Annotated in this window: 29 protein-coding genes; 12 read left to right on the top strand and 17 right to left on the bottom strand. The window is 71.6% G+C overall.

All coding sequences use genetic code 11. The features are described from left to right. Positions 1 to 13: 13 nt before the first annotated feature. The 11 genes from ACGFH8_RS11355 to ACGFH8_RS11305 all read right to left on the bottom strand — a co-directional run bounded on the left by ACGFH8_RS11355 (position 14) and on the right by ACGFH8_RS11305 (position 8,521). Positions 14 to 934 carry a RecB family exonuclease gene (locus ACGFH8_RS11355; protein ID WP_393366133.1) on the bottom strand — a complete coding sequence of 307 codons (921 nt, stop codon included), beginning with the start codon at positions 932 to 934 and terminating at the stop codon, positions 14 to 16. Positions 935 to 978: 44 nt separating this feature from the next. Further along, complete coding sequence (locus ACGFH8_RS11350; RefSeq protein ID WP_357411638.1) at positions 979 to 1,593, bottom strand: MarC family protein; 615 nt, start codon at positions 1,591 to 1,593, stop codon at positions 979 to 981. 41 nt (positions 1,594 to 1,634) lie between these two features. Beyond that, positions 1,635 to 2,507, bottom strand: coding sequence for a PHP domain-containing protein (locus ACGFH8_RS11345; RefSeq protein ID WP_393366131.1), 873 nt, complete (start codon positions 2,505 to 2,507; stop codon positions 1,635 to 1,637). 61 nt (positions 2,508 to 2,568) lie between these two features. Beyond that, positions 2,569 to 3,828, bottom strand: coding sequence for a hypothetical protein (locus tag ACGFH8_RS11340; RefSeq protein ID WP_393366130.1), 1,260 nt, complete (start codon positions 3,826 to 3,828; stop codon positions 2,569 to 2,571). Next, positions 3,825 to 4,691 carry a SigE family RNA polymerase sigma factor gene (locus ACGFH8_RS11335; protein WP_393366128.1) on the bottom strand — a complete coding sequence of 289 codons (867 nt, stop codon included), beginning with the start codon at positions 4,689 to 4,691 and terminating at the stop codon, positions 3,825 to 3,827. The genes ACGFH8_RS11340 and ACGFH8_RS11335 overlap by 4 nt, the downstream gene beginning before the upstream one ends. 103 nt (positions 4,692 to 4,794) lie before the next feature. Next, positions 4,795 to 5,670 (bottom strand): PH domain-containing protein, encoded by an 876-nt coding sequence (locus ACGFH8_RS11330; RefSeq protein ID WP_393366126.1) that lies wholly within the window; start codon positions 5,668 to 5,670, stop codon positions 4,795 to 4,797. Positions 5,671 to 5,676: 6 nt separating this feature from the next. Further along, the gene (locus tag ACGFH8_RS11325; RefSeq protein WP_007455302.1) at positions 5,677 to 5,835 is read right to left on the bottom strand and encodes a hypothetical protein; all 159 of its coding nucleotides are present in this window, start codon (positions 5,833 to 5,835) and stop codon (positions 5,677 to 5,679) included. A 116-nt stretch (positions 5,836 to 5,951) separates the two neighbouring features. Next, positions 5,952 to 6,629: a DUF6758 family protein gene (locus ACGFH8_RS11320; protein WP_393366124.1), complete on the bottom strand. Its 678-nt coding sequence runs from the start codon at positions 6,627 to 6,629 to the stop codon at positions 5,952 to 5,954. A gap of 80 nt (positions 6,630 to 6,709) precedes the next feature. Next, positions 6,710 to 7,333: a TrmH family RNA methyltransferase gene (locus ACGFH8_RS11315; RefSeq protein ID WP_393366122.1), complete on the bottom strand. Its 624-nt coding sequence runs from the start codon at positions 7,331 to 7,333 to the stop codon at positions 6,710 to 6,712. Between the two features lie 40 nt (positions 7,334 to 7,373). Further along, positions 7,374 to 7,889 carry a hypothetical protein gene (locus ACGFH8_RS11310; protein WP_393366120.1) on the bottom strand — a complete coding sequence of 172 codons (516 nt, stop codon included), beginning with the start codon at positions 7,887 to 7,889 and terminating at the stop codon, positions 7,374 to 7,376. 116 nt (positions 7,890 to 8,005) lie between these two features. After that, positions 8,006 to 8,521 (bottom strand): MaoC family dehydratase, encoded by a 516-nt coding sequence (locus ACGFH8_RS11305; RefSeq protein WP_393366118.1) that lies wholly within the window; start codon positions 8,519 to 8,521, stop codon positions 8,006 to 8,008. 547 nt (positions 8,522 to 9,068) lie between these two features. On the opposite strand from ACGFH8_RS11305, the gene trxA reads away from it, so the two are divergent. The 3 genes from trxA (at position 9,069) to ACGFH8_RS11290 (ending at position 10,962) form a co-directional block, all read left to right on the top strand. Next, complete coding sequence (trxA, locus tag ACGFH8_RS11300) at positions 9,069 to 9,431, top strand: thioredoxin (RefSeq protein WP_357009421.1); 363 nt, start codon at positions 9,069 to 9,071, stop codon at positions 9,429 to 9,431. Between the two features lie 146 nt (positions 9,432 to 9,577). After that, a complete protein-coding gene (locus tag ACGFH8_RS11295; protein ID WP_393366115.1) occupies positions 9,578 to 10,018 on the top strand; it encodes a hypothetical protein in 441 nt (146 codons plus the stop codon). Continuing rightward, positions 10,015 to 10,962 (top strand): MFS transporter permease, encoded by a 948-nt coding sequence (locus ACGFH8_RS11290; RefSeq protein WP_393366114.1) that lies wholly within the window; start codon positions 10,015 to 10,017, stop codon positions 10,960 to 10,962. The genes ACGFH8_RS11295 and ACGFH8_RS11290 overlap by 4 nt, the downstream gene beginning before the upstream one ends. Here the strand turns inward: ACGFH8_RS11290 and ACGFH8_RS11285 are convergent. Further along, the gene (locus tag ACGFH8_RS11285; protein WP_393366112.1) at positions 10,926 to 11,345 is read right to left on the bottom strand and encodes a thiol-disulfide oxidoreductase DCC family protein; all 420 of its coding nucleotides are present in this window, start codon (positions 11,343 to 11,345) and stop codon (positions 10,926 to 10,928) included. The two genes, ACGFH8_RS11290 and ACGFH8_RS11285, sit on opposite strands and share 37 nt — an antisense overlap. A gap of 93 nt (positions 11,346 to 11,438) precedes the next feature. Between ACGFH8_RS11285 and ACGFH8_RS11280 the strand changes: the two genes are divergently transcribed. From ACGFH8_RS11280 to ACGFH8_RS11270, 3 genes are all read left to right on the top strand, one after another. Next, positions 11,439 to 12,485, top strand: a complete 1,047-nt coding sequence (locus ACGFH8_RS11280; protein ID WP_393366110.1) for an Rv2578c family radical SAM protein — start codon at positions 11,439 to 11,441, stop codon at positions 12,483 to 12,485. Positions 12,486 to 12,504: 19 nt separating this feature from the next. Continuing rightward, entirely contained in the window at positions 12,505 to 12,912 is a 408-nt protein-coding gene (locus tag ACGFH8_RS11275; protein ID WP_393366109.1) for a CoA-binding protein, read from the top strand. Between the two features lie 217 nt (positions 12,913 to 13,129). After that, complete coding sequence (locus tag ACGFH8_RS11270; RefSeq protein ID WP_393366108.1) at positions 13,130 to 13,855, top strand: hypothetical protein; 726 nt, start codon at positions 13,130 to 13,132, stop codon at positions 13,853 to 13,855. Here the strand turns inward: ACGFH8_RS11270 and ACGFH8_RS11265 are convergent. After that, entirely contained in the window at positions 13,832 to 15,028 is a 1,197-nt protein-coding gene (locus ACGFH8_RS11265; RefSeq protein WP_393366106.1) for an acyl-CoA dehydrogenase family protein, read from the bottom strand. The genes ACGFH8_RS11270 and ACGFH8_RS11265 overlap by 24 nt on opposite strands. Positions 15,029 to 15,206: 178 nt before the next feature. Here ACGFH8_RS11265 and ACGFH8_RS11260 point away from each other — a divergent pair, with 178 nt between their 5' ends. Next, positions 15,207 to 15,749, top strand: coding sequence for a DUF4190 domain-containing protein (locus tag ACGFH8_RS11260; RefSeq protein ID WP_393366105.1), 543 nt, complete (start codon positions 15,207 to 15,209; stop codon positions 15,747 to 15,749). A 13-nt stretch (positions 15,750 to 15,762) separates the two neighbouring features. Here ACGFH8_RS11260 and ACGFH8_RS11255 read toward each other — a convergent pair whose 3' ends face one another. Continuing rightward, positions 15,763 to 16,668, bottom strand: a complete 906-nt coding sequence (locus tag ACGFH8_RS11255; protein WP_357241149.1) for an SDR family NAD(P)-dependent oxidoreductase — start codon at positions 16,666 to 16,668, stop codon at positions 15,763 to 15,765. A 119-nt stretch (positions 16,669 to 16,787) separates the two neighbouring features. On the opposite strand from ACGFH8_RS11255, the gene ACGFH8_RS11250 reads away from it, so the two are divergent. Then, positions 16,788 to 17,324, top strand: a complete 537-nt coding sequence (locus ACGFH8_RS11250) for a DUF4190 domain-containing protein (protein ID WP_393366103.1) — start codon at positions 16,788 to 16,790, stop codon at positions 17,322 to 17,324. A gap of 76 nt (positions 17,325 to 17,400) precedes the next feature. Here ACGFH8_RS11250 and ACGFH8_RS11245 read toward each other — a convergent pair whose 3' ends face one another. Then, the gene (locus ACGFH8_RS11245; RefSeq protein ID WP_393366101.1) at positions 17,401 to 18,357 is read right to left on the bottom strand and encodes an HpcH/HpaI aldolase/citrate lyase family protein; all 957 of its coding nucleotides are present in this window, start codon (positions 18,355 to 18,357) and stop codon (positions 17,401 to 17,403) included. Positions 18,358 to 18,476: 119 nt separating this feature from the next. Between ACGFH8_RS11245 and ACGFH8_RS11240 the strand changes: the two genes are divergently transcribed. From ACGFH8_RS11240 to ACGFH8_RS11230, 3 genes are all read left to right on the top strand, one after another. Continuing rightward, positions 18,477 to 19,298 (top strand): SDR family NAD(P)-dependent oxidoreductase, encoded by an 822-nt coding sequence (locus ACGFH8_RS11240; RefSeq protein ID WP_393367073.1) that lies wholly within the window; start codon positions 18,477 to 18,479, stop codon positions 19,296 to 19,298. Between the two features lie 81 nt (positions 19,299 to 19,379). Beyond that, entirely contained in the window at positions 19,380 to 19,655 is a 276-nt protein-coding gene (locus ACGFH8_RS11235; protein WP_393366099.1) for a hypothetical protein, read from the top strand. A gap of 239 nt (positions 19,656 to 19,894) precedes the next feature. Continuing rightward, positions 19,895 to 20,539, top strand: coding sequence for a hypothetical protein (locus tag ACGFH8_RS11230; protein ID WP_393366098.1), 645 nt, complete (start codon positions 19,895 to 19,897; stop codon positions 20,537 to 20,539). A 6-nt stretch (positions 20,540 to 20,545) separates the two neighbouring features. Here ACGFH8_RS11230 and ACGFH8_RS11225 read toward each other — a convergent pair whose 3' ends face one another. Continuing rightward, positions 20,546 to 21,502 (bottom strand): DMT family transporter, encoded by a 957-nt coding sequence (locus tag ACGFH8_RS11225; protein ID WP_393366096.1) that lies wholly within the window; start codon positions 21,500 to 21,502, stop codon positions 20,546 to 20,548. Between the two features lie 103 nt (positions 21,503 to 21,605). On the opposite strand from ACGFH8_RS11225, the gene ACGFH8_RS11220 reads away from it, so the two are divergent. After that, on the top strand, positions 21,606 to 22,313 hold the full coding sequence (locus ACGFH8_RS11220; protein ID WP_393366094.1) for an HAD family hydrolase: 708 nt from the start codon (positions 21,606 to 21,608) through the stop codon (positions 22,311 to 22,313). Between the two features lie 104 nt (positions 22,314 to 22,417). On the opposite strand, the gene ACGFH8_RS11215 is transcribed toward ACGFH8_RS11220, so the two are convergent. Then, positions 22,418 to 22,951, bottom strand: a complete 534-nt coding sequence (locus ACGFH8_RS11215) for a hypothetical protein (protein WP_393366092.1) — start codon at positions 22,949 to 22,951, stop codon at positions 22,418 to 22,420. Between the last annotated feature and the right edge of the window lie 4 nt (positions 22,952 to 22,955).

Below are 22,955 nucleotides of genomic sequence, written 5' to 3'. Positions count from 1 at the left end.
CCGCCACCGGAGGTCAGCCGTCGGCGTGCCGGTCCATGGCCGCCCACGGCTCCTTGCCCGGCACCTGCGCCCCGGTCGGGCAGTGCCGCCGGAAGTCGCACCACCCACAGCGCGGGCCGGGTGCCACCGGGAACGTCTCGTCCGCGTCGGCGCCGTCCGCGACCGCCCGTTCGGCGGCCATGATGTCGCGGGCCGTCTCCTCCGCGCGGGTCAACTGCCGGGCCAGCGATTCGACTGTGTGGTCGTGGCCGGCGACCGTGCCGGTCGGCAGGTGGTGCAGCTCCACTCGGCGGCACGGCCGGCGGAACACCCGCTCGGCCGCGTACGCGTAGAGGGCCAACGCCTGTGAACCCCGCGCGTCGTCGGCGTCCAGCCCGGTGCGACCGGTCTTGTAGTCGACGATGACCAGCTCGGGCCCGTCCGGCCCGGGACGCGAGTCGATCCGGTCGGCGCGACCGTTGAAGGCCAGCACGGCGGTCTTGACCGCCACCACCCGCTCCACGCCGAGCGGGTCGGAGTCGGCCTCAAGCGTTTCGACGTACGCCTCCAACCAGCCCAACGCCCGCCGGTAGGCGGCCCGCTCCTGCTCGTCGTCGCGGTAACCCTCGCGGACCCAGGTGCCCTTGAGCAGGGTGGCCAGGGCTTCGGGGCGACGCCGGTCGGCGGGCAGCGCATACCAGTTTTTCAGGGCGGTGTGCACGCTGGCGCCGAGCGAGTTGTGCGCCCACGGCGGGCCCTTGGGCGGGGCCGGCCGGTCGACGTAGGAGTAGCGGTAGCGGCGCGGGCAGTCCGCGTACGCGCCGAGTCTGCTCGGTGTGCAGACGAACAGGCGCTCCGGCATGCCTTCGAAGCCAAGCTGCTCGGCATCGCCGGCGCGCTGTCGGGGAGCCCGGCCACCGGCCGCCGGCCGTCCCGCTGAGGAGGATCGTCGCACGCCTGCGATCCTGCCACCCACCACCGACACCTGGCGTACGCCGGTCAGGTCATGTTGACGTACTGCGTGACGAAGGCGAACACCGCGTCGGCGATGAGCTGGACGGCGATCGCGGCCAACAACAGGCCGGCGATCCTGGTCAGCACCTCGATGCCACCCGGCCGGAGGATCTTCACGATGCCGCCGGAGAAGCGGAGGACGATCCAGACCGCGAGCATCACGGCGAGGATCGCCACGGCGATGGCCGTGAAGTCGCCCCACCCGTCGGCCTGTTGGACGAAGAGCATTGTCGCCACGATGGCGCCCGGACCGGCCAGCAGCGGGGTGCCGAGCGGCACCAGGGCGATGTTCGAGGTGGCGTCCGAGCTCGGGCCGTCGGTCTTCCCGGTGAGCAGCTCCAGGGCGACGAGCACGAGCAGCAGCCCACCGGCCGCCTGCAACGCCGGCAGGTCGACGTGCAGATAGTCCAGCAGGGTCTGCCCCGCCACCGCGAAGACCACGATCACGCCCAGTGCCAGCGTGACGGCCTGCCAGGCGGCCCGGTTGCGGTCACGGGCGGGCAGCGGGCCGGTCAACGCCAGGAAGATCGGCATCATGCCCGGCGGGTCGGTGATCACCAGCAGGGTCACGAAAACCTCGCCGAACAGCTTCAGATCCACGTGATCAACCTAGCCGCGGCGCAGTGGGCGAAATACCCGGATCACCCCGAAGCGACCTCGGTCACCCCGGCGGCGACGATCCGCTCGTACGCGTCGACGCTCGTGCTGAAGGCGCCGAGCGTGACGGTCTTGTGGGTGCCGTGGAAATCCGAGGAGCCGGTGACGAACAGGCCCAACTCGGCGGCAAGCGTCCGCACGTGCCCCCGTTCGGCAGGGCTGTGGTCCTCGTGGTCGGCCTCGAGCCCGGCCAGCCCCGCGGCGGCCAGCTCGGCGATCAACTCGTCGGGCACCACCCGCCCGCGCCGAGTGGCCCGGGGGTGGGCGAAGACCGGCACGCCGCCGGCCGACCGGACCAGGTGGATCGCCCGGAACACGTCGATGTCGTCCTTCGGCAGCCGGTAGCGTTCGCCCAGCCAGTCCGGGCCGAACGCCTCGCTGGTGCTGCCGACGAGGCCGGCCCGGATCAGCGCCTGCGCGATGTGCGGGCGGCCCACGGTGCCCCCGCCGGCACCGGCCAGGATGTCCGGCCAGCTCACGTCGATGCCGTCGGCGCGCAGCAGCTCGACGATCCGTTCGCCGCGCTCCTCCCGGGCGGCCCGCACCCGGCCCAGCTCGGCGGCCAGTTCCGGGTGGTCCGGGTCGAACAGGTACGCGAGCAGGTGCAGCGGCACCGCCGGCCGGGTCCCGGACCATCGACAGGACAGCTCCGCCCCCCGGATCAGGCGTAGTCCCGGCGGCAGCGCGTCCACGGCCGGCGCCCAGCCGGCGGTGGTGTCGTGGTCGGTGATCGCCAGCACGTCGAGTCCCGCCTCGGCGGCGGCCCGTACCAGCTCGGCCGGGGGCAGCGTGCCGTCGCTCGCCGTCGAGTGGGTGTGCAGGTCGATGCGCGGGGCGGAGCCGGTACGCGAGGTCACCGCCCGACGCTACCGAGGAACAACCGAGCCCGACTCACGGAGGTCACCCCGACCGCGTGGCTCAGAGGCCGGCCACCAGGACCGGCCGGTCCCCGGCCGGCACGCCGGGAACCGCGGCCGGGCTCGCGGGTTGGCCGGCCCGCACCCGGTGGACGTCGACCTGGACCAGCTCGCCGGCGGCGTCGAGGTAGGAGGCGTGGGACGCGTCGGTCCAGACGACCGCGCCGGTCATCGGTGGCCCGGCCGAAACGGCGGTCGGGCTCGACCTGAGCCGCCGCAGGTCGATCAGCAGCGCCTGACCGGCCTTGCCGATCCGCCCGTTCACCAGCAGCCACCGCCCGTCGGCGGAGATGCCGCCGACGCCGTCCTGGCTGAGGTCCGGTCCGCAACCGGTCTCGACCGGGCGCAGGCCGCGGGTCGGGTCGAGCAGCGCCAGGCAGGTCCCGCCCGCGGCGGTGGAGATCTGCCCGACGAGCCGCCCGTCGGGCAGCCCTCCGTAGAAGTTGAGGGTCTCCTGGTCGACGGCCTCGGTCAACGGCCCCGCGCCGGGCCGCCAGAGGGCGTGGCCGGCGTCCGCCGGGTCAGGTCGGACCAGCACGCTGTCGCCGACGAACCGGACGGGCACCGCGCCGGCGGGCGCCGGGGTACGCGCCGCACCGATGAGCTGACCGCCGACCACACCCGCCACCAGCAGATCGTTGCCGTCCCGCCAGGCGACCTGACGGCTGTCCGGGGCCAGGACGATCGAACCCGCCCCGGCCAGCAGCACCTGCGCCAGGCCGTCGTCCTGCACCACGCGCAGGGAGCGGCCCGAGTTGGTCTGCGTACTGATCACCAACCAACCGCCGCCGCCGGGCAGGAGCTGGGCGTGTTCGGCCGCCCCGACGTCGGGCAGCACCAGCCGTCGTCCGTCGACGCCGACCAGGGTCTCGGTCCCGAGCAGAGCCGCCGACGGTCCGGGCGAGGGATCGGCGCCGGGAACGCTCGCCGTCGGGATCGGCCGACCGGACGGGTCCGGGTCGCCGATCACCACGATGGGCGCCCCGTCGCGTCCGGTCTCGGCACCGAGCTGTGCCATGCCGGCGCTGAGCACGACTGTGGCGACCGCCCCGACGGCGAGACCGGCCGCGGTCCGCCGACGCCGGATCCGGTTCCCGCGGCGGATGGCCTGGCCCGCCGGGTCGACGCCCAGCGGGCGGGCAACGGCGACCTGGTGCGAGAGGGTCTCCCGCACCGCACCTTCCAGTTCGTCAGGCCGCACCTGATAAGAACGCCGCGGGCCGTCCGTCAGGTTGTCGGGCCGGCCTGGCAATGCGCTCACTGCTGCTCCCCGGGGCCGGTGCCGACGGGCACGGGCGCCGGGGCGGAGGGGAGCACAACCTGCGGGCCGATCGGCTGCGGCGCGGCCGGACGGGGGGTGGCCGGGCGGGGCACGGGTCGGCCGGACGCCTGCCGGGCCCCGAGCGTGGCGGCGGCACCGGCGGCCGGGACCGCCCCGGTCGGGACGCCCGAGCCGCCGGACCGGACAGCCCCGGTAGTGGCCGACCGACCGGCGGCACCGGCAGCGGCCGGGCGGCCAGCGGCACCGGCTGTCGCCGACCGACCGGCATTGCCGGCAGTGGCCGGCCGACCGGCGGCACCGGCAGTAGCCGAACGACCGGCATTGCCGGCTGCGGCGGTCAGGTCCGGTGCGGCGGCGCCCATTCGACGGCGCAGCGTGGCCAGCGCCCGGGACGCCTGACTCTTCACCGTGCCCGGTGAGATGTTCAGCATCGCGGCGGTCTGCGCCTCCGACATGTCCTCGTAGTAGCGCAGCACCAGCACCGCCCGCTGCCGGGTGGGCAACTCCCGCAGGTGCCGCCAGAGCAGGTCCCGGTCGAGTTGCTGCGCGATCTCGTCGACACCGGCCCGTTCCGGCAGCACCTCGGTGGGGCGTTCACCGTGCCAGCGTCGCCGCCACCAACTGGTCGACGTGTTGACCATCACACGCCGGGCGTACGACTCGACGGCCTCGATCCCCCCGAGCCGCTTCCACGCGAGGTAGGTCTTGGTCAGCGCGGTCTGGAGCAGATCCTCGGCCGTGGCCCAGTCTCCGGTGAGCAGATATGCGGTGCGCAGGAGCGCGGCGGAGCGGGCCGCGACGAACTCGCGGAACTGCTCCTCCAACGGGTCCCTGCTGCCCACCGCCCACCTCCACGCCCCAGCCGTCCTGGCAGAGTGCCACGTCAGAGGCGTTCCGGTCCACGGCGAAAGGTGCGCACTTGCTCCGATGTTCGGTCGGAAACCTTCACGCCCCGTCGTCGGCCTTGGCCTCGTCGGCCTCCTTGCCGAGCCGTGCCTCGACTGCCTGCGGCTCGTACATCTCCTCGACCACACGCAGGTAGAGCTCGTTCGGGTTGGGCAGGTTCTTGACCTCGCGGAGCGCCTGCTCCTGGCCGGCGGACTCCAGCACGAAGGTGCCGTAGTTGAGGGCACGCCCCGTCGGCGTCTGCTCGTACTTCATGTCGGTGACCCGGACCAGTGGCATCATCGCCACCTTGCGGGTGACGATGCCGTTGACCACCATGACCCGCTTGTTGGTCAGGATGAAGCGGTCATACCACCAGTCGGCGACCTTCCACGCCACCCACCCCATGACGGCGAACCAGAGCAGGACGGCGATGGTGGTCAACGCGCCCACGTCGTTACCGGCGAGGAAGCCGGAGAGGTAGCCGAGCACGAAGGTCGCCGCGACGCCGATGAGAAGCGGGTTGGTGAGGTGGATCCAGTGCCGCTTCCACTCACCCCGGTAGCGCTCGGTGGGGAAGAGGTAGCGGGCGACGAGTGAGCTGGGCTCGTCCTCCAGGGGCAGCACCCGCCGAGGAGTCGCGCCTGTCGCGTCGGCGCGCAACCCGGCCAGCTCGTCCTCGGAGATCTGCGGCTGCTGGTAGCCGGCCTCCGGGTCGCGCATCCACGTTCGACCCGAACGACCCTGGCCGGCGTAGCCGGGCCCGTCGCCATAGCCGACGTCGTCCGAAAGGGACGGACCGTCGGACAGGCCGGGACCGGCCCCGTAGTCCGGGCCGTCATCAGGCCCGATCCGTGGGATCGGCTCGGTGTCTCGCTCGCGACGTTCCCGGTCGGGGTCGTCCGGGTCGAAGGGTGGACCGGAAGGGCTGCCCATCGGCGGTTAAGCGACGAGGCTGGTGAAGAAGTCGCCGAACCCCTGGGCGATATCCATGATCCCGCCGCCGAGCGACTTGAACACGTCCGCCGCAGAGTTTGGCCGGTAGGCGACGAAGAAGATCAAGAATGCGATTCCGGCCCAGGTGAGGACCTTCTTGACCATGGCGGGCCATCCTCTCGCGCGGCGCCGGGTCCCATTACCGCAGCGGCACCCAGAGTATCAGTGTGGTGTCGTACAGTGAAGATCTGCGTCCGTTCTCCGTCAATCCGAAAGGCTTGTCAAGCCCTGCCGGGTAGGTACGGAGACGGTGCGCCGTACACGAGCTCGGGCGGCGTCCACTCGGTCAGGTCGTGCAACACGACCTCTTCCGCGAGGAGATGACCCGCACTCGCCGGCCAGGCTATCGCATGGAGCCACATTCCCCGAGCTTCGCCGGCGTACGCGCTTCGATCCGTCGGAGAATTAACCAACCACAGTGGAGTTGGATGCCCGCCGACGCGGATTTTGGCCTGGCCCACATGGTCGGGGTGGCCCGGCCCCGGGTCGGTGAGCGCGCCGGCCAGCTGCGGTCCAGGATCCGGGCCGGCGAGTCCGGCGAGGCGGGTGCCCAGGCCGACGCCCGGCTCCTCGGCCACGAAGACCAGATCCGCCGGGCCACCGCCGAGCGGCGCCGGGCCGGCGCAGGCCACCGCGGTCGCCCGCACGCCCGTCCGCTCGTCCCCGGCGTACGCCACGCCGGTGAGCGTCCAGCCGGCCGGCAGCGGCCACGGGCACCACAACGGCGTCACCGGCGGGTCAGTGGTCGCGGTGATCCGCTCCACCACGCTCGCCACGATCTCCGCTCCGATGTGCTCGGGCACGTGCAGTGGAGGCACCGGGCCGCACCGCAGACACCTGGAGTCGGTGTGCATCAGATCCGGCGCCCGTACCGGGCTCCCGCATCTCGGACAACTCACCGCGACACTCACATCTCCACCGTCGTCCCCCACCGGCGGCACGTCAAGCCGGAACGTCCGATTCGGCACCCGGGCGCGACTCAGTCCGGTGGCGCGCCGGCGTGGGCACGAATCCAGGTGTGCATCGCGATACCGCTGGCCACGCCCGCGTTGATCGACCTCGTCGAGCCGTACTGGGCGATGGAGTAGAGCTTGTCGCACGCTTCCCGGGCCGGCGTGGAGAGACCCGGTCCCTCCTGGCCGAACAGCAGCACACAGTTCCGGGGCAGGGTGCCGGTCTCCAGTGGGAGCGAGCCGGGCAGGTTGTCGATGCCGTACACCGGAAGCCGCCGATCGGCCGCCCAGGCGACGAACTCCTCGATGGTCTCGTGGTGCCGCACGTGCTGGTACCGATCGGTCACCATGGCGCCGCGCCGGTTCCACCGGCGCCGCCCGACGATGTGCACCTCGGCGGCGTTGAACGCGTTGGCGTTGCGGACCACGGTGCCGATGTTGAAGTCGTGCTGCCAGTTTTCGATCGCCACGTGGAAGCCGTGCCGGTGCCGGTCCAGGTCGGCCACGATCGCCTCGTGCCGCCAGTAGCGGTAGCGGTCGACGACGTTGCGCCGGTCCCCCTCCGCCAGCAACTGCGGGTCGTAACGACTGTCGTCCGGTGGGTCCCCCGGCCAGGGGCCCACGCCCACCTCAGGCTGGTCGTCGGTCACGGTCATCAGAGGGTACGGACCGACCCCGCCAGCCGCACAGTCAGCCCAGCCCGAGCGCGGCACCGAGTCGGTCCAGGAAGCGCCGGTCCGCCGGGGTGGCGGGTTGGTCCGCCCGGCGTTCGCCGGGGCCGGGCACCGCACGGCAGACCCGGGCCGCGACCGACTGCACCCACTGGCGGTACGCGGCCGAGTCGGCGGGGTCGGCGCGCCGCCCGAGGACCCGGCCCGCCGTCCGACAGGCGGCAAGCACGTCCACCAGATCGGCGCGGCGTTCGGCGGGCGGCGAGGCGCCGTCGTGGCGGGCGTAGATGGCGGCGACCACGGCACGCACCAGGTCGCTGTCCGAGGCTCGGCCCGCGGCGACGGCGTCCAGGCCGGCCAGACCCGCCATGACCCCCCGATCCGGGCGACCGGGGTCGGGGGCCGCGGTGGCCACGAGGACCCGACCGGGCAGGCTGACGAGCAGATCCCACTCGGCGGCGGAGTAGACAGCTGTGGTCAGGGGCGCGGCTCGACGGCCGGCAGAGGGCGGCTCTCCGGCGACGGAGTGGCTCATCGGAACCTCCGGCGTCAGCATATGTCCCAGGCGACCCGGACGACGCCCCTTCACCGCAGAACCCGCTGCCGGGGTGGGGCGGTCCGGCGCGCGACAGCCTCGGTCCGGCGCGCCGCTCAGCGTGGCTCGGGGAAGCTGGGCCGCTCCGGGTCCACGCCCTCGGGGACGGTGCTGGCCGCGTACTCCCGCTTGGGGACCATGACCTTGCGCCGGAAGACGCAGACCATCGTGCCGTCCTGGTTGTAGCCGCGGGTCTCCACCGACACCACGCCCCGGTCGGGCTTGGAACCGGACTCACGCTTGTCCAGCACCGTGGTCTCGCCGTAGATGGTGTCGCCGTGGAAGGTCGGCGCGACGTGCCGCAGCGACTCGACCTCCAGGTTGGCGATCGCCTTCCCGCTCACGTCCGGCACCGACATGCCGAGCAGCAGGGAGTAGATGTAGTTGCCGACCACGACGTTGCGCGCGAACTGGCTGGATGTCGCGGCGTAGTGCGCGTCCAGGTGCAGCGGGTGGTGGTTCATGGTGAGCAGGCAGAAGAGGTGGTCGTCGTACTCGGTCACGGTCTTGCCCGGCCAGTGCCGGTAGACCGCGCCGACCTCGAACTCCTCGTAGTAGCGGCCGAACTGCATCCTGGTCCCCTTCGACGGGTGGCGATGGAGTTCGGCACAGCATGCCTTACCGATGGTTAAGGAAACCGACCGGGAGCGACAGTGGCGGAAATGTCACGCCTGTCACTCGACCGGGGGGAGACGCAATGAGCGGCGGGGCCCTCCCCGGCACCCGCCGCCCACGCTCTGATGGGGAGAATTCTGCCCCACGGAAGCGTGGATCGGACAGAGATCGAGGTCACATTTATCTTTTTGTAACACTACTCTCCGTGACAGAGCGAGGGTTGATCGGCGATCTTCCCAGGCCGGATACCTCCTCGTCAGGCACCAAGTTACCGATTCGTAGTGCGTGAACGGGTGGATCTCCCTGGAACCGCTCCCATCACCGCAGGTCACGCAAGTGCGTCATGCATTTGCGTTCCGCAGATCGAGATGAACAGACGTAGGTCGATGACCCTCGGCACCCCCCGGCAGGCTGTGCACGTTTCGGGTCCGACCGCCCGGGAATTCGATACGGTCAGCCCTGGTTCTACGGGACGCAGACAAACCGCGGTGATCGGAGAGTGCAATGGCAACCGTTGAGCTGACCTCGACGAACTTCGACGAGGTGACCGGCAGCGACGGCATCGTCCTGGTCGACTTCTGGGCCGACTGGTGTGGTCCGTGCAAGCGGTTCGCCCCGGTCTACGAGCGCTCCTCGGAGAAGCACCAGAACATCGTCTTCGGCAAGGTCGACACCGAGGCTCAGCAGGAGCTGGGCGCGAAGTTCGACATCCGGTCGATCCCGACGATCATGGCGATCCGCGACGGTGTGATCGTCTTCTCCCAGCCGGGCGCCCTTCCGGAGTCCGCCCTGGAAAACCTGATCGAGCAGGTCGAGGCGCTGGACATGGACGACGTCCGTAAGCAGCTCGCCGAGCACAACCACTGAGTCGTCTCCACGACGGCATCCCAAGGCCGGGCCCGACGCGGGCCCGGCCTTCGTCGTGCCCCCTCCGTGATCACCTGCCTGGGCAGGCCCAACTGACCGTCGGAGGGACCCGGGGCGGCCGGTACATCCCGTATCGTCACGACCTGATGGAGACCCTGACCACCCGCGGGCGCGTGACCCGGCTGGGCGCGACCGCACTCGTTCTCGTCCTGCTGCTCGTCGGCACCTTCTGGGGCAGCGACGACGACTTCCCGTTCGGCCCGTTCCGGATGTACTCCACCTCCAACCCGCCGAACGCGCCAGCGCCGGACACCCGGGTCGAGGGCGTGACCGGCACGGGCGCCGTGGTCGACCTCGACCAGGACGCGACAGGCATCCGCCGGGCCGAGATCGAGGGACAGCAGGACCGGTACGCCGCCGACCCGGCGCTGCTCGCCGAGGTCGCCGACGCGTACGCCGAACGCCACCCGGATGCCGCCGCGCTCGTCGAGATCCGCATCGTCATCCGCTGGCACGGCATCCGCGCGGGCCGACCGACCGGCAGGCACACCGACGAGACAGTGGTCCGCTGGCAGGCCCCCCGATGAGCCGCTGGCTGACCGAGGCCGTCCCGCGCGGTCGCATCGCCGCGTTCCGGACCGTGATCTACCTCTTCGTCGCCGCCGACCTGGTGCTCTTCACCCCCTGGGTGCGCACGCGGGTCAGCGTGCCCGGCGACCTGTACCAGCCGCTGCTGGTCGGCCGCCTACTCCCCCTGCCGACGCCGACCCCGGCGCTGGTGGCGGTCATCTTCTGGTCGCTGCTGCTGCTCGCCCTCCTCGCCGCGACCGGGCGTGCGCCCCGACTGCTCGGCTGGGCGGTCTGCGCGCTGTACCTGGAGTGGATGATCATCGCGATGAGCTACGGAAAGGTCGACCACGACCGATTCGGGTTGCTCGTCGCGCTCGCCGTCCTGCCCACTGCCGGTCGAGCCCGACACGGTGACACCACCCGCACCGAGGCCGGCGGGTGGGCCCTGCGCGTCACCCAACTCGCGGTGATCTGCACGTACTTCCTGGCCGCCTGGGCCAAGCTGCGCTTCGGCGGCCTGGACTGGCTCACCGGCTCGGTGCTGGCCCGCGCGATCATCCGGCGGGGCACCGACCTGGCCGACCTCATCGCCCAGGTGCCGTACCTGCTGATCGTCGCCCAGTTCGGCATCGTCGCCTTCGAACTGTTCAGCCCGCTGGTGTTCCTGCTGCCGGCCCGCTGGCGGCTGGCCATGGTCGGCTTCTTCTACTCGTTCCACGTGGTCACCATCGCGACCATCACCATCTCGTTCGCGCCGCACCTGGCCGCGATGACCAGCTTCCTGCCGCTGGAGCGGGTCCGCCCGCTGGTGTGGGCGCGCCGGGCCATCGGCCGTGGCACCCCCGCACCGACGTCGGCGGACGTCGACACACTGCCTGCTCGGGAGCCGGTCGGCGCGGGCGCGGACCCGGCGCCATCCAGCGATCAGGCCTCGGTCGTCGGACGTCCCGCCGGGCCGTAGAGCCGTTCGCGGGCCTCCTGCGGCAGCGAGCACGCCGCCGTGCCGCCCGGCATGCGGTGCCGGTTGCGCGCCACCCAGCGGTACACCGGCCACGCCGCCGCACTCACCGGTGGAAACCGCAGGCCCGCCCCGGCCATCCGCCAGACCGGGCCGCTGTCGGCGAGCAGCTTCGCGATGGCATCCGGGCCGGCGGCACGTACGCCGTCCGCTCCGACCCACTGCACGGCCTCGTCGCACTGGGCCACGGTGAGGCCGAGCGCGTCCAGGTCGGAGAACTGCCAGGGCACCACCCGCGCGCCCGTGGGAATCCGGCGAGCGATGAACTCGGCGCACTGCGTACAGAACGCGCAGTCCCCGTCGTAGACGAATGTCGACGTCTCCATGCCGTCCATCCTCCCCTCTCCGACCACCCGAACGACCACGGGTGTACGGCGGGTCACTTGCACTCCACTCGTACGCGTGTTCGAATAGTGGCCATGCGCTGGGACAACCTCACCGCTCCCCCGGTCGAGGGAGACCCCGAGCGGGCAGCGCCAGCGACGCCACCCCTGCCGCTGGCGCTGCCCGGCGCCATCGCCCGCACCTTCGACACTCCCGAGTTCGCCGGGATGACCTTCTACGAGGTGCAGGCCAAGTCGATCCTCAACCGGGTGCCCGGGCAGTCCCGCGTCCCGTTCGAGTGGACGATCAACCCGTACCGGGGCTGTTCTCATGCCTGCCGCTACTGTTTCGCGAGAAATACTCATACTTATCTCGATCTTGACGCCGGTGCGGACTTCGACCGGAAGGTGATCGTCAAGGTCAACTCTGGCGAGCTGGTCCGGCGCGAGTTGGCCGCGCCGCGCTGGCGGGGCGCGCACGTGGCGATGGGCACCAACGTGGACTGCTACCAGCGCGCCGAGGGGCGCTACCGGCTGATGCCGCAGATCATCTCGGCCCTACGGGATTTCGCCAACCCGTTCTCGATCCTCACCAAGGGCACGCTGATCCTGCGGGACCTGCCCCTGCTGCGGCAGGCCGCCGAGGTCACCACCGTGGGCATCTCCTTCTCGGTGGGGTTCGTCGACGAGCAGCTCTGGCGTTCCGTCGAGCCGGGCACGCCGCATCCTCGCCGCCGGCTGGACGCGGTCCGGGCGCTCACCGACGCCGGCTTCTCCGTCGGGGTGCTGATGGCCCCGATCCTGCCCGGCCTCAGCGACAGCGACGAGTCGATCGACGCCACCGTGTCCGCGATCGCCACCGCCGGCGCGACGAGCGTGACCGCGCTGCCCCTGCACCTGCGCTCCGGTGCCCGGGAGTGGTACGCGCACTGGCTCGCCCGGGAGCATCCGCACCTCGTGCCCCGCTATCGCGAGCTCTACCGGGCCGGCGCGTACGCCCCGCAGGCGTACCAGAGGGAGCTGACCGCCCGGGTGCGGATCGCGTCCCGCAGGCACGGGCTGCACCGGGGCGAACGAGGCGACAATCGCAACCTGCCCGACCCACCCGCACCGCCGGCCTCCGAACAGCTGACGCTGCTGTAGGCGGAGCTACAGTCGGCGGGTGCGTACCGCTTCGCAGATCCTCGCCGACTCCGCCGTGATCGCCGTCGTGGGCGCGTCCCGCGACCCGTCGAAGGCCGCGCACGGCGTGCCGTTGCAGATGCAGCGGTACGGCTGGCGCATCATCCCGGTCAACCCGACCGCCGACGAACTGTTCGGGGAACGGGCGTACCGGTCGCTTGCCGACATCCCGCATCCCGTCGACCTGGTGGACGTGTTCCGGCCGGCGGCCGACGCCGTGCAGGTGGTCCGGGACGCGGCGGCGATCGGCGCTCCGGCGGTCTGGCTGCAACTGGGCATCGTCTCGGCCGAGGCCCGGCGGATCGCCGAAGAGGCCGGCATGGACTACGTCGAAGACCGCTGCCTCATCGTCGAACGCGCCGCCGCCAACCTAACCCGCCTCACCTAACCCCACCCCACCCCGCTCCCACCCCACCCCGCTCCGTCCCGTCCCGCGCGGGCGTTGATCATGAGGTTATTGCCACGACACGCCGATCGGAGTGGCAATAACCTCATGATCAACGAGGCGGGGTGGGGTGGGCGGGCGGGGTGGGGGTGGGTTTGGTGGGGTGGGCAAGGGGCGGGGCGGGGGTGGGTTTGTTGGGGTGGGGTCGTACCGTGCGGGTGTGTTTCTGTCGCTGCGTCGCGTGCCTTCGCGGCACGACGGGCTCTGGCCTCGTCGGTTTCTGGCACTGACCGTCGCGACGCTGGTGGTGGGGGTGGTGGCCAACGCGTTGGTTCGGGTGCCGCGGGAGGACTCCGCCTCGATCAGCATGGTCGTCTGGCTGAGCCTCGGCGTTCGTTGGCTGACCGGACGGTGGTGGCCGCCGCGAGACGGTCACCTGCGTTGGCGGGAGCGGGTCGCCGGCCTGGACGGGGTTGAACCCGGCCTGGTGGCACGCCGTTCGCTCGCCGGCTGGGTCGATCTGGCGGCAGAGTGGTTCGTGCTGCTCGTGGTCGCGGTAGCCCTGCTGCTCAGTCTGCCCGAGCAGGGCCGGTGGGTCGACGTCGTCCGGCCGCTGCTCGCCGTCGGCGTCGCGGGCTGGCTGGGTTGGACGGTGTACGCGCAGGTGCGGTTCACGGGTCAGCTCGCGTTGACGCCCAGCGCCATCCGGCACGGCCGGCAGGTTCTCGAGTGGACGAACATCGACCGGGTCAGCCCGCATCGGCGCGACGGTCGGCTCAACGGTGTCCGGTTGCGGCCCGCGGTCTGGCGGTCGCTGCGACCCGCCCCGGTGGTCGGCGGCCGGGACACGGCGGTGCCGGAGGACCGGCTGATCGCCGCGATCGAAGAGTACCGGCACCGGCCGCAGGACCTGGCCGGCGGATCAGAGCTTGTACTCCTTGAGTAGGCCCCGGGAGATGATCGTCTTCTGGATCTCCGAGGTGCCCTCGCCGATGAGCAGGAACGGGGCCTCCCGCATCAGCCGCTCGATCTCGTACTCCTTGGAGTAGCCGTAGCCGCCGTGGATGCGGAACGCCTCCTGGACGACCTCGGCGCAGTATTCGGAGGCGAGCAGCTTGGCCATCCCGGCCTCGACGTCGTTGCGCTGGCCGGCGTCCTTGAGGCGGGCCGCGTTGACCATGAGAGCGTGGGCGGCCTCGATCTTCGTGCCCATCTCGGCGAGCTTGAAGGCGATCGCCTGGTGCTTGGCGAGCGGCTGGCCGAACGTCTTGCGCTGCTGCGCGTAGCTGACCGCCAGCTCGAAGGCGCGGATGGAGATGCCGCAGGCGCGGGCGGCCACGTTGACCCGGCCCACCTCGATGCCGTCCATCATCTGATAGAAGCCGCGGCCCACCTGGTCGGCGCCGCCGAGGATCGTGGAGTCGGGCACGGTCACCCCGTCGAGGATCATCTCGGTGGTCTCGACGCCCTTGTAGCCCATCTTTTCGATCTTGCCGGGGATGGTGAGGCCGGGGGCGGTCTCGCCGAAGCCCGGTTCCTTCTCCAGCAGGAAGGTGCTCATGTTGCCGTACACCGAGTCGGCGCCGGTGTCGGTCTTGACCAGGGTGGCCACCACCGAGGAGTACGCCCCGTTGGTGAGCCACATCTTCTGCCCGTCGAGCACGTAGTTGTCGCCGTCGCGCACCGCGCGGGACGTGATCGCGGAGACGTCGGAGCCGGTCTCCGGCTCGGACATGGAGAACGCGCCGCGCACCTCGCCGGTGGCCATCTTCGGCAACAGCCGGGCCTTCTGCTCGGTGGAGCCGTGCTGGGAGATCAGGTACGCCACGATGAAATGGGTGTTGACGATGCCGGAGATCGACATCCAGCCCCGGGACAGCTGCTCCACCACGAGCGCGTAGGTGAGCAGCGACTCGCCTAGCCCACCGTGTTCCTCGTCGATGGTGAGGCCGAAGAGCCCCATCTCACGCATGCCGTCGAGGATGTCGGTGGGGTACTCGTCGGCGTGCTCCAGCCGCTGCGCGTGCGGGATGATCTCCTTGTCGGCGAAGTCCCGAACGGTCTCCAGGATCGACGTCTGCACATCGGTCAGGCCGGGCGTCTGGGCGAGTCGGGCCATCTCAGCCTCCGGGGATCCGCGCACTACTCGTGGGTAACTGAACGCTGGGTAAGTATCGGCCTCCCGGGCCGACGAGGCCAAGGTGACCAGTCCACACAACCGCTGTGAAAAGGTTCACCGCTGCGGGTAGCGTCCGGCAAGAGGGACTTTTCCGGCACCGGCAGGAGGAGGACAGCGCGTGAGCCACCCGCCGCCGTCGGGACCACCAGCAGACGAGCAACCGCCGTCGCCCTACGAGCCACCCCGGGACCAGTCGCCCTACGCGCCACCGCCGGCCGGCCAGCCGCCGTACGCGCCCCAGCCCGACCAGCCCGCGTTCGAGCTGCCGTCGGAACGTTCACCGTACGGACCACCTGCGGACGAACCATCGCCGTACGGGCAGCAGCAGGGGCCGCACCAGTCGGGGCACTGGACGCAGCAGCCGGCGTATCCCCCGCAGGGCCCCTACGCCCAGTACGGCCCGCCGCCGTCCGGACCGGGTCGGGGCACGAACGTGCTGGCGATCCTGTCGCTGGTCTTCGCCTTCGTGTTTCCACCGGCCGGCGCGGTGCTCGGCCACCTGGCGAAGCGGCAGATCCGCACCAGCGGCGAGGAGGGCGACCAGCTCGCCACCTGGGGGCTGATCCTCGGGTACGTGTTCACCGGAATCACCGTGCTGGCCTGCTGCGGCTGGCTGGCCCTGGTGGCCTTCGCCAACACCGGCGACAACGGGAGCTACTGACCCGCCGCGCCGGTCAGCGGAACCGGGCCTCGCGGACGCTGTTGCCGCCGTCCACCACGAGCATCTGACCGGTGATGTACGAGGCTGCCGGCGAGCAGAGGAAGCTGATCGCGGCGGCGACCTCGTCCGGGGTGCCCGGTCGACCGACCGGGGTGCCCAGCCCCTGCTTGATCTCGGCCATCGTGGACGCCGCGGTGTAGATGGTGCCGGGCGCCACCGCGTTGACCGTCACCCCGTCCGCGATCATCTCCATGGCCAGCGCCCGGGTCAGCCCGACGACCCCGGCCTTCGCCGCGGCGTACGCGGCCTCGGTGGGCAGGGCGTTGACCGGGCCGGCGGTGGCCGACAGGTTGACGATCCGGCCCCAGCCCCGCTCGGCCATCCCCCCGATGAACGCCCGACTGCACAAAAACGCGGTGGACAGGTTGCGGTCGATCTCGCCGCGCCACTCGTCGTAGGTCAGCTGCGCGACCGGCCGCAGCACCCCCTGGCTGGCTCGACTGGCCAGGCCGGCGTTGTTGACAAGCACCTCGACGTCGCCCAACTGCTCGGCGACCGCGTCGGCCAGCGCGCCGACCTCGGACTCGTCGGTGAGATCCGCGACGAAGCCGGTCACCCCCAGCTCGGTCGCCCGCTCGTGGATGCGCCGGGTGGTGGAGACGATGGCCACGCGCGCGCCCAGGTCGGCGAGCCGCCGGGCGGTGGCGTACCCGATGCCGTCCGGGCTGCCCGCCCCGGTCACCAGGGCGACCCGCCCGTCGAGGCGCATGGTCACCGGGTCGGCGAGCGCGACCGGCTCGTCCGGGCCGGGGCTGCCCGCCGGGGTGGCCGCGCGGGCACGCCGGGCCCCACCCGGGCGGCTGACGTCCCGTCTGGGTCGGCTGCCGGAACGGTCCGCGGCGCGCGCGTCGAATGCCATGCCAAGATCCTGCCCGTTAGGACCGGTCCGAGCAACGCGGCACCCGGTAGTGGGGGCGTCGGGTTTGGGTTGTGCTGGCTACCCTGACAGCGCATCCCGACCTGACGGAGAGAGCTCGCATGACCAACCCCCCGCCGCCCGGCAACTGGTCCGACCCCACCTGGTCGGCCCAGCCGTCGAGCCCCGCACCGGATCCGACCCTCGTGGCCGGTCAGCCGGTGCCCGCCCAACCCGGCCCGGTCGACCCGTACGCGCCGGTCGACCCCTACGCGCCGGTGGACCCGTACGCCGGGGGGCAACCGCTGAAGGGCCAGCCGATGCCCGGTTACGGCACGCCCGGCTACCCGCCGCCCGGCTATCCGCCGCAGTACCCCGGCTACGGCTACCCGCAGAAGACCAACGGGATGGCGATCGCGGCGCTTGTGCTCGCGCTCGTCGGCATCGCGTCCTGCGTCACCGCGCCGGTCGGCGCGATCCTCGGCCACGTGGCGCAGAAACAGATCCGGCTCAGCGGCGAGGGCGGCGCGGGGATGGCGAAGGCCGCCATCATCGTCGGCTGGATCCTCACCGGGCTGCTCGGGCTGTTGATCCTCTTCTACGTTGGCGCGATCATCTTCGCGGTCGCCATGGGCGCGAGCAGCGACAACAGCTACTGACCAACGGGCGGGGTCGGCGTACCGCCGACTGTCGGGCCGGACCGACAGCCGGCGGCGGTCGTCCCGGCCCGAGGTGTCACTCGACCGGTGGGGTGAACGACGAGGTACGGCTCATCCCGGCGGCCCGGCCCTTGGCGGCGATCACCAGCGCCATCTTGCGGGAGGCCTCGTCGATCATCTCGTCGCCGAGCATCACCGCGCCCAGCTTGCCGCCGGCCTCCGAGGTGTAGTGCTCGTACGCGTCGAGGATCAGCTCGGCATGGTCGTAGTCGGACTGCGCCGGCTGGTAGACCTCGTTCGCGGCGTCGATCTGACCCGGGTGCAGCACCCACTTGCCGTCGAAGCCCAGCGCCGCCGAACGCTTGGCCACCGCGCGGAACCCGTCGACGTCCCGGATCTGCAGGAAGGGGCCGTCGATGGCCTGCAGGTCGTGCATCCGGGCGGCCATCAGGATCCGCATCAGGATGTAGTGGTACGGGTCGCCCGGATAGTCCGGGATCAGGCCACCGACCACCATCGACCGCATGTTTATCGACGCCATGAAGTCGGCCGGGCCGAAGATGATGGTCTCCACGCGCGGCGAGGCGGCGGCGATCGCGTCCACGTTGACCAGACCGGCGGCGTTCTCGATCTGCGCCTCGATGCCGATCCGGCCGACCTCCAGGCCGAGCGTCTTCTCGATCTGGGTGAGCAGCAGGTCCAGCCAGTGCACCTGCTCGGCGGTCTGCACCTTCGGCAGCATGACGCAGTCCAGGTTCGCGCCGGCGCCCTCGACGACCTCGATGACGTCCCGGTAGGTCCACGGGGTGGTCAGGTCGTTGACCCGGACGACCCGGGTCTTGCCGGCCCAGTCACCCTCGTTGAGCGCGGCCACGATGTTCTTGCGCGCGTCCGGCTTGGCCAGCGGGGCGACGGCGTCCTCCAGGTCCAGGAAGACCTGATCGGCAGGCAGCCCCTGCGCCTTGCCGAGCATCTTGACACTCGAACCCGGCACGGCGAGGCACGACCTACGGGGACGACCGACTGCGGCCATGGATGCGCTCCTTCCAGCGTCCGGCGGGCCTGCCGACGCCACCCGCGGAAAACTTAACGATCCCAAAGGGCGTTGTGACGCCACGGTAACCTCGCGCCATGACCGGGGTGAATGGACCTGTGGAAGATCTCACTGGGCGTCGACTGGTGGTGGTGACCGGGGCCAGTTCCGGCATCGGCCTGGCCGCCGCCGTGCACCTGGCCTGCCGCGGTGACCAGGTGGTGCTGGTCGGGCGGGACCCGGCCCGCCTACAGGCCGCAGCCGTTCGGGTACGGGAGACCTCGGGCGCGCGTCCGGAGCTGTTCCGGGCCGACTTCGCCAGCCTCGACGACGTGCGCCGACTGGCCGAGCAACTCCGGGCCGCGTACGACCGGATCGACGTGCTCGCCAACAACGCCGGCGCGATCGCGTTGCAACCACTGAGCACCGTCGACGGCTTCGAGATGTCGATCCAGGCCAACCACCTGGCCCCGTTCCTGCTCACCAACCTGCTCGCCGACCGGCTGGGCCGGATCGTGGTGACCGCCTCCGGCGCACACCGCTTCGGCAGCCTCGACCCGGGCGACCTGAACGCCCCGCTGCGCGGCTACCGCCCGCTGGGCGCGTACGGCACCAGCAAGCAGGCGAACATCCTGTTCACCGCCGAGGCGGCGCGGCGCTGGCCGGCCATCCCCGCGTACAGCTTCCACCCGGGGGTGGTCCGCACCCGGTTCGCGAACGACAGCAGGATCGTGGCGTTCGGCATGCGGGTCATGCCGTTCCGCACCCCGGAGAAGGCCGCCGAAACCCTTGTGTGGTTGGCCAATCAGGACCGTTCCCGCCTGGTGGACGGCGCCTACTACATCGACCGCCGGGTGCGTCGCCCGTACCGGAAAGCAGCTGATCCACAAAAGGCCGCCAGGCTGTGGGAGGCCAGCGCCAAGGCCGTCGGTCTCGACTAGGGCGTCTGCCAAAGTCCTCGGTCGAGCCGAGGCGGAGTCCAGGCTGCCAGGGGCTTTGACAGATGCCCTAGCGTGGCCGGCATGCTGACACTCGTCGCGCTCGTCGAGTTTCCCGTCGGGGGCGAGGACGCCGGGCGGCGGTACGAGAACGCGGTGTTGGCCCTGCTCGGGCGGCACGGCGGCCGCCTGGAACGCCGGTTGCGCAGCACCGACGGGCAGACCGAGGTGCACGTGATCACCTTCGAGGATCGGGCCGGCTACGAGTCCCTCCTCGCCGACCCGGACCGGGCCGCGCTACGCGCCGCCCTCGGCGACACCGCCCCGGCCACCCGGGTCATCGAGGTGCACGAGGTCTGACCTTCAGCGGCGGCGGTCGCCCCGGCGTTCGGCGCCGGAGCTTCGACCGAGACGAGCCACCGATTTTCCGGCAATCTTGGACAGTTTCCGTTCCGTTAGCAGCTAACGGGAAGTGTCCAAGATTGCCTCAGCAACACGCGCCCGCGAAGGTGCGTACCTGCGCCTTTCCTCACTTCAGCACGCGTGGGGGGAGAGAAACAAGACTTGATCTTGGAGTGGTCCACGACGAACATCGGGGCATGGATTTCGATGCGACCGCCACCGCGCGCCGGGCCCTCTGGATCGGCGGTGGGCAATGGGCCGGCAAGTCGACAGTCGCCGTCAACCTGGCCCTGCGGTTCGGTCTGACCGCGTACCTCTACGACCGGCACGACGCCCGGGGGCACGACGACCGGCGCATCGCCGACCGGATCCGGCGCGGCGAGCCGCCGGCCGGCCCGGATCCGGAGACGACCTGGGTCCGCACCGAACCAACCCGAATGGCTGCCGAGACACTGGCAGGTTTTCCCCGCCGCTTCGCGTGGGTGCTCGACGACCTCAGCGCACTGGTGCCCGGCCGCCGGGTGGTCGCCGAAGGCTGGGGGCTGCGACCGGAGTTGGTGGCGCCGATCGTCGAATCGGTACGGCAGCTGGTGGTGCTGGTGCCCACTGCCGAGTTCCGCGCCCGGCAGATCGCCCGACTGCCACGTGCCAGCGTCGCCGTAGCGGGGGTCAGTGACCCCGAGCGGGCCCTCCGTAACAGGTGGGCAAGGGACGAGTTGGTGGCAGCGGACTCGGTGGCGCGGGCTGAGCGGCTGGGCGTCCGGGTTGTCCAGGTGGACGGCGGCCTCGACGCTGACCAGCTGACCGACCTGGTCGCGGATCACTTCGCCGCGTACCTGTAGAGGCCGTCAGTCGTGCAGCGGGGTCGGGTCAGCCGGCAGCGCGGTCGGCGCGACCCGGCGAGCGGCCCGACCACCGCCGAGCACCACCACCGCCACCCCGACCAGCAGCAGCGCCATCCCGACCAGCGCGTACGGGCGGGGTAGCTGACCCAGCCAGGCCCAGCCGAGCAGGGCCGCGCCGGGAGCTTCCAGCAGGATCAGCACGCTCACCGTGGTCGCCGAGATCTTCCGCAGGGCGTAGTTGAACATCGAGTGCCCGAGCAACTGGGCACCGGCAACCAGGGCCAGGATGGCCAGCCAGGTCCGCCCGTCGAACCCGGTCAGCCGTACGCCGCCGACCAGGCACACGAGCAGCAGGATCAGCGCGCAGATCCCGTAGCAGATGGTGGTGTAGGTGGTGGTGCTGATGCTGGCGCGGGCCCGCTCGCCGAAGGCGGTGTAACCGGCCGCGAACACGCCGCCGGTCAGCGCCAGCACGTCACCGAGGACTGCCGTGCCGGAGACACCCACGTCCGTCCCGGTGGTGATCGCCGCGCCGCCGACCGCCACCGCGATGCCGATCCACACCACCCGGGGCAACCGACGCCCCTGGGCGCGGGCGATCAGCCCCTGCCAGACCGGCTGCGTGGCGACCAGCGCCGTGGACGTGGCGACCGAGGTGAGCTGGGCGCTCGGCACCCAGGTGGCGAAGTGCCCGGCGAGGGCGACCCCGGCCAGGACGCAGAACAGGCCCTCGCGCCGCCCCGCCCCCACGGTCAGCCTGCGGAACTCGGCGCGGCGCCGGGCCAGCGAGAAGGGGCTCAGCACGGCCACCGCGAGCAGGTTGCGCCAGAACGCGATGGCGAGCGCGGGAGCGGCCGCGTACGCGATCAACGGCGCGGACGACGACACGGCGACCACGGCCAGGCCGACCGCGCCGGTGGTCAGCAGGTCCGGGGACGGGCGGTGCGGAGGTGGGGACACGGGACGTAATCCTCACACGTATGACGGACGACACGGACCGTCATCGCTCCGTTACGATCACGCGGGTCCCGCCGGCGACCCCCGACCGCCCGGAGGCGTCCCCATGCCCAGCTACCAGGCGGTGTTGTTCGACTTCTTCGGCACCCTCACCCGTCCGGTGCAGCGTGGTGTCGCGCACGTCGGCACCGCCGAGTTGCTCGGCTGCCCCACCGACACCCTCACCGAGGTGCTGAACCGCACCTACTACGAGCGGGCCACCGGCCGACTCGGCAACGCGGAGGCGACCCTGCGTTGGGTGTGCGCCCAGGCCGGCGTACACCCCAGCGACCACGCGGTGCGGGCGGCCGTGGCGTCCCGGCACCGGGCGGTACGCGCCGACACCTGGCTGCGGGCCGAGGCCGTGCCCGTCCTGGCGGCCCTGCGCCAACGCGGCCTGCGGACCGGCGTGATCAGCGACTGTACGCACGAGTTGCCTGCCTTCCTGCCACAACTCGCCGTCGCCCCGCTGCTCGACGTGCGGGTCTTCTCGGTGCAGGTGGGGCACTGCAAGCCGGATCCCGTGCTCTACCTGACCGCCTGCCAGCGGCTCGGGCTCGTACCCGCCGACTGCCTGTATGTCGGTGACGGCGGCAGCCAGGAGCTGACCGGCGCCGAGCGGGCCGGGATGACCGCCGTCCGACTCGCCGCGCCGGACCTGGCCACACACCTGGTGTTCAACGCCGACCTGGACTGGCGAGGCCCCACGCTCACCGCACTGGGTGAGGTGCTCACCCTTGTCGACGGCTACGTCGACGTGGTCCCGGCCGGCTGACCCCAGCAGCGGCGGCGGTCTGGGTGCCGGACGGGCTCAAGCAGAGCGGCGGCAGCCGGTGCGCTGGGCGCAAGCGGCGGCGGCCCACTCGCGGGCGGTCGCCATCAGCGGCGGCGGACCCGGTGCAGGCGGAACGGTTTGCGGGTGGCCCGGACCGCCGGGGTGGCCCGGGGTGGCTCGGCCTGCGCGTCGGCGGGCAGGTCCGTGCCGGCCAGCGGCGTACCGGCCGGGGCGAGTCGGTTCACCGCGCACCCCTCGCTCGCCCAGCGGGCCACCAGGTCGGCGGTCGGACCCGGCGCGTTGAGGCGCTTCGCCGCGACCAGCGGCGCGGCGGTGTCCCACGCCTCGGTGCCCGGCCGCACCCGGCTCACCCGGGCCGGCCAGGTGACGATCCGACCACCGTGATCGCCGCGCAGGGTGACCTGCGCCTCGGTCGCGTCGGCCAGACCCGGCGCGGCCTGCTCACCCGGCCCGGACACCACAAGCAGCGCGCCCTCCAACGGGGCGCACCAGAGCGCGAGCGCCGGCCCGCCGGACACGCTGACCCAGCACACGGCGGCCTTCTTCATCGCCTCGTCGACAAGCGGTGTGCTGCCCCCGGGGGCGTCCTCGTCCGTCACACCCGCATCCTCCCCCATCGGC

The organism is Micromonospora sp. NPDC049175, assembly GCF_043197345.1.
Lineage (GTDB): Bacteria > Actinomycetota > Actinomycetes > Mycobacteriales > Micromonosporaceae > Micromonospora.
Note: the sequence above shows the minus strand (reverse complement) of the source record. Positions and strands in the feature narration are given on the sequence as shown.